At 63.1% G+C, this 4324-nt stretch carries 4 protein-coding genes and 1 pseudogene; 4 read left to right on the top strand and 1 reads right to left on the bottom strand.

The window, feature by feature from the left end; translation table 11 throughout:
• Positions 1 to 333, bottom strand: a pseudogene (locus AC1DVA_RS26565) (alpha/beta fold hydrolase); the annotation flags it as partial.
• A 223-nt stretch (positions 334 to 556) separates the two neighbouring features.
• Here AC1DVA_RS26565 and AC1DVA_RS26560 point away from each other — a divergent pair.
• The 4 genes from AC1DVA_RS26560 to AC1DVA_RS26545 all read left to right on the top strand — a co-directional run bounded on the left by AC1DVA_RS26560 (position 557) and on the right by AC1DVA_RS26545 (position 4175).
• The gene (locus tag AC1DVA_RS26560) at positions 557 to 886 is read left to right on the top strand and encodes a winged helix-turn-helix transcriptional regulator (RefSeq protein ID WP_476807881.1); all 330 of its coding nucleotides are present in this window, start codon (positions 557 to 559) and stop codon (positions 884 to 886) included.
• A 168-nt stretch (positions 887 to 1054) separates the two neighbouring features.
• A complete protein-coding gene (locus AC1DVA_RS26555; protein ID WP_476807880.1) occupies positions 1055 to 1402 on the top strand; it encodes a hypothetical protein in 348 nt (115 codons plus the stop codon).
• 318 nt (positions 1403 to 1720) lie between these two features.
• The gene (locus AC1DVA_RS26550; RefSeq protein WP_265055282.1) at positions 1721 to 2437 is read left to right on the top strand and encodes an IclR family transcriptional regulator; all 717 of its coding nucleotides are present in this window, start codon (positions 1721 to 1723) and stop codon (positions 2435 to 2437) included.
• Between the two features lies 1 nt (position 2438).
• The gene (locus AC1DVA_RS26545) at positions 2439 to 4175 is read left to right on the top strand and encodes a hypothetical protein (protein ID WP_476807879.1); all 1737 of its coding nucleotides are present in this window, start codon (positions 2439 to 2441) and stop codon (positions 4173 to 4175) included.
• Positions 4176 to 4324: the final 149 nt, after the last annotated feature.

Genomic DNA, 4324 nt, shown 5'->3' with positions numbered 1-4324 from the left:
CTTGAGGCCTTCGCAATAGGCCTTGGCGCTGCCCATCATGCCTTGGCGCCACGCCCTGGTCGACCTCCGGAGATCCAAGGCTCGGCGACTGCGAAGGCATCCGCGGTATAGTGATCCATGTCGTGCCCTTCGGGGACCTTGGGGGGAACGGCCGTGCCCGCGCCGGTCATGTGCGACAACACGATACCCGTTGGAGAGGAAGAAGAGCATCTGCCCATCCCGGTTGTCCGACGATAGTGGCCAGCCATGATGGAACACGATTGGCTGGGAGTCCCTCGGACCCCAGTCATTGTAGAAAATCTCGACGCCGTCCTTCGTCGTGACGAATCGCATGAAAGCTCCTTGAACGATCCTGTAGGGCCCGCGCGATCGGCCAGAAAAGAGTGAGTCTTCCGCGCTAAGAGCGCCACTCGAATTGGCTTGTAGGTAGGTGGCCTTGCATGCCCAAGGGCCGATGTTAAAAACCGAGGCGATCCAAACTCGGGCGGAACTTAGGCGGCGTTTCGGGCAAAAGCCATTAGTTACCTGAGAGATACTAGCGACCAGAGCAAATCGCATGAACCGATCGAAAGAGAACGCAGAAGAACATTGCGTTGCCGATAGCTTCCTGAAGTTCTTCTCGCAGGAATGGATGAGCCACATCGTATTCTCATTGGCGCGCCGCGGGCCGTTGCGTTTCGGAGCCTTGAGACGGCAGCTCCCGCCGCTTATTTCGGCGCGGGTTCTGTCTGCCCGGCTGAAGGCCCTCGAGGCTRCAGGCTACGTTGAACGCCGCGATCTCAGCGGCCGGGTGCTTCATATCGAGTACTCTCTCACAGCTTCCGGGCGCGCCGTTGACGCCGCGCTCTCCAGGAGCGAGCAGCTTCTGTCCGACGATGCGCGCTAGTTCTGCGTCGCAACGCGGCGACTTGATCAATCAATCTCAGGGCTGTGTCGATCGTCGCGGGTGATCGTTTCAGCGATCCTAGATTCGCGGCGCCAGGCAACGGGAGACACCCCTTCCCGCCGGCGCAAACATCGATGAAGCCGTCTGTGGGACTGCCCGGACGCGAGTATGGATTGTCACTACCAAGACGACCGCGGGCCCCCGCAGTTGGCGGCACTTATCGATCCATCGGACACGCTGGTCCTTCTGCTCGACCATCAGTTGGTGCTGTTCCAAACGGTCAACGATATCCCCGTTGCCGACCTCCGTCGCAATGTTGAGATGATCGCTCGGCTGTGCGCGCTCCTGAACATTCCGGTGATCACGACCGCCTTAGAAGAACAGCCGGCACCAACGGCCCATTTTATGCCGGAGCTTCATAAGCTCGCCCCTTACGGCCGTCTGCGTCGGCGAAAGGGGAAGGTGAACGCCTGGGATAATGACGACCTCGTGGCTCAAGTTAAGCCGACCGGCTGAAAATCCCTTATCATGACCGGTGTCTGGACCAGGGTCTGCGTAACGTTCCCCGCTCTCGACATCCATCTCCATCGTCTGAGCGCTATGACGCCATGGAAAGCTTTCGTCGGCGGACCCGCCCGAGCCTCTCACCCAGCTCGATGCGCCTCTCGCAGTGAAGTCACAAAACGGAAAGCCTGCGCCTCGCTTTTGAGTGAGCAATTCGATCTGACCGAGACGCGCATCGTCGCTGTTTGCGAAAACGGCACCGCCGGGGCTTGACATAGATCCAGATTTGGCGATTTTAATATAATACAATGTATTCATATAGAAGACGCAATGGCTGTTCGCTCTCTTTCGACTACGCTCAAGACGCTCGCGGTCTGCGACATCATCGCCGCGTCACCGAAGCCGATGAGGCTGCCCGACGTCGTCAAGGCGACAGGCGACCAGCGCGCCGCGGTCTATCAGCGGCTGCGTACGCTGGTGGATGCAGGCTTCCTCGAGCAGACGCCCGACGGGGCGTTCCGCCTGGCGCTGCGCTTCCAGTTCTACGCCGTGCGCGCGCTTGAGCAGGCCAATCTCGGAGAGCGGACGACGGAACTACTTCAAGAGATCGTCGCGGAGAGCGGCGAGACGGCGACCATCTCCGTGCTCGACGGCTATCACGCGGTCATCATCAACCGGGTGGAGTCACGCCAGGTGCTGCGTGCCGATCTGCGGGTCGGCGCGCGCATGGCGCTGGGAGCCAGCGCCTCGGGTTCGGTGTTCGTCGCCTTCGGCTCGCAGGAGATGCGGGAGCGCCTACGTGAACAGGGCATCACGCTTCCAGACGATGCCGCGCTGGGAGAGGTCCGCGAACGAGGCTTTGCCGTATTCGCCCCAACCGACCCGCAATTTGTCGCAGCGGTGGCCGCGCCGGTCTTCGACGCCGCCGGCCAATGCATTGCAGTCATCGCGATCTCCGGTCCGACCACGCGCTTCGACCACGCAACCTGCGCGCCGATTGCGGTCGCTGCCGCTCGACGTTTCAGCGCTCAATTCGGGAATACATGACTTGAATGCCCTGTCGTTCTCCCACGCCTCCGAATCCGGTCCCTGGCAGCCGCAGGCCCTGATGCGGTCGCCCGCCACGCTGATGCGGCCGGAGATGTTGGCTGCGATCCAGCCCTCGCGGATCAGTGCCTCGCGGACCCTGATGGCACGCGCCTCCGATCAGCGATGGCAGATCACCTGCGAGGATTTCGCCATCGACGAGCGCGGTCGCGGCACGGCGCGCTATAGCATCGAGGCCAATGGGTGGCATTTTACCTTCCCTATCCTCTCGTTCGAGCCCTGTGGCCGCGAACGCACCGGCCGCATCATCGGCCGGTCCTGGGACATGATGGGCGGGCTCATCGAAGGCAAACTCTCGCCGGCCGGGATCGAACAGCTCCGTCAAGAACTGCCGAAGCTCTATGAGGGCCGCGCCACCCCGAAAACCTTGACGTGGGCGCGCTCGAACCGGTCGGGACGGCTGTTTGATCTCGCCGTGGACCACCTCGCATTCGGGCGACAGCCACCGATCGCCGAGCTTGGCCGCACCTGCTACTTCATGCGCAATACCGGCATCGACGGCAACGGCACCTTCGGCACCAAATCTTTCCTGGCGTTCGCGCCTGACCACCCGCTGCGCGCCTCGCTGCAGGCGCAGATGCTCACCGCCTATATGATGCGCGTCTTTGCTGGCRATCTCGTCCAGCATTTCGCACGGATGAAAGGCGGTGCRGCGGCAGTGGCGATGCAGCCGGAACTGCGCCGCTTCCTCGGCGTCGGCAACGGCTCGGCCTTGGGGTTGATGTTCTTCGTCAACAACCACCCGCGCCTGATCGACCGGTGGCTGACGGTTCATGAGGAAGCCATAGCCCATGGCAGGCTGGTACGCGTCGGAACAGATGCGGCACCGCTCGTCCAATTGGCGGCCCTGCTCGACAAGGCGATCCTCGCACGGCGCCAGGATCGCGCCGAATACGAAGCCTTCGCGCCCAGCAGCACCGTTGCCGACGATCTCGCGATCATCCGGCGCGAACTCGATCTCCTGATCGGCCGCGTCCGTGCCGGCAGCGCTGACCCGACGCCTCTGGTCGAATTCACGGCTTCGCTCGACGGCCGGGTCCATCCCGAGGCCCATGAGACACTGCTTTCGCTTGTCATCGAACTCGTACCGGATATCGCCGACGGCCTGGCGCAAACTCTTGTGATCGACGAGGAACTCGCCGGTCGACCAGAGATGTCGATCGCTCGCCTGCGCGACATCGTCCAGGCCGATTATGGCTGGGCCTTCGATCTCGATCTCGTCTCCGAGCGCTCGCAGCGCTATGTCTGGTACAAGTCGCGCACGGCCGAGGAGCCGCGGCGCGGACCGCGCGAGGAAATCGGCGACGCGCACAATCTCGGCCTCGACCTGCCACGCCTCGTGGTGGCGCTCGATCGTGATCTTGCCGCAGCTGATCCGCGCCTCAGCGTAGCGCGCTTCCTGATGGCGCATCCCCTCCACCGCCAGGTCGTCACCCGCATTCAGGCGCTCGCCGGCTTGCCCTATCACTCGCCGCATGCCGACATTATGGCCGAGGACTTCGTTCCGGCCCATATCACCCGGCTGCTGAATGTCGGCATCCACGGCATCGACAAAGCCCGCGACTTCTTGAACCGCAATTTACGCGGCGTGATCTTTCACGGCGCCCCGATGCCGGAGGATCTCGCCTCCGGCAGCGCCGATCCCCATTGGTTCTATCCGCCGGAGCCCCGGGCATGATGCCGTCCGACACGCTGATCCTGTCCGTGCGCGAGCTCCGGCTCATTCTTGAGCGGCTGGTCCAGGCGGCCGGCACTCCCGGTGGGCTGCTGCACTCCGTGCGCGATTGCGCCTTCTACTCGGCCGTGCTGCCGGGGCCGGGTCTGGCC

The sequence above is a fragment of the Allobosea sp. P4_C6 genome, from assembly GCF_056402015.1.
This window is presented reverse-complemented; position numbering and strand designations above follow the sequence as displayed.

What these genes read in the sequence shown, in the direction of transcription:
- AC1DVA_RS26555 (WP_476807880.1), top strand. Translation starts at nt 1,055, where the DNA reads ATGGATTGTCACTACCAAGACGACCGCGGGCCCCCGCAGTTGGCGGCA.
- AC1DVA_RS26550 (WP_265055282.1), top strand. Translation starts at nt 1,721, where the DNA reads ATGGCTGTTCGCTCTCTTTCGACTACGCTCAAGACGCTCGCGGTCTGC.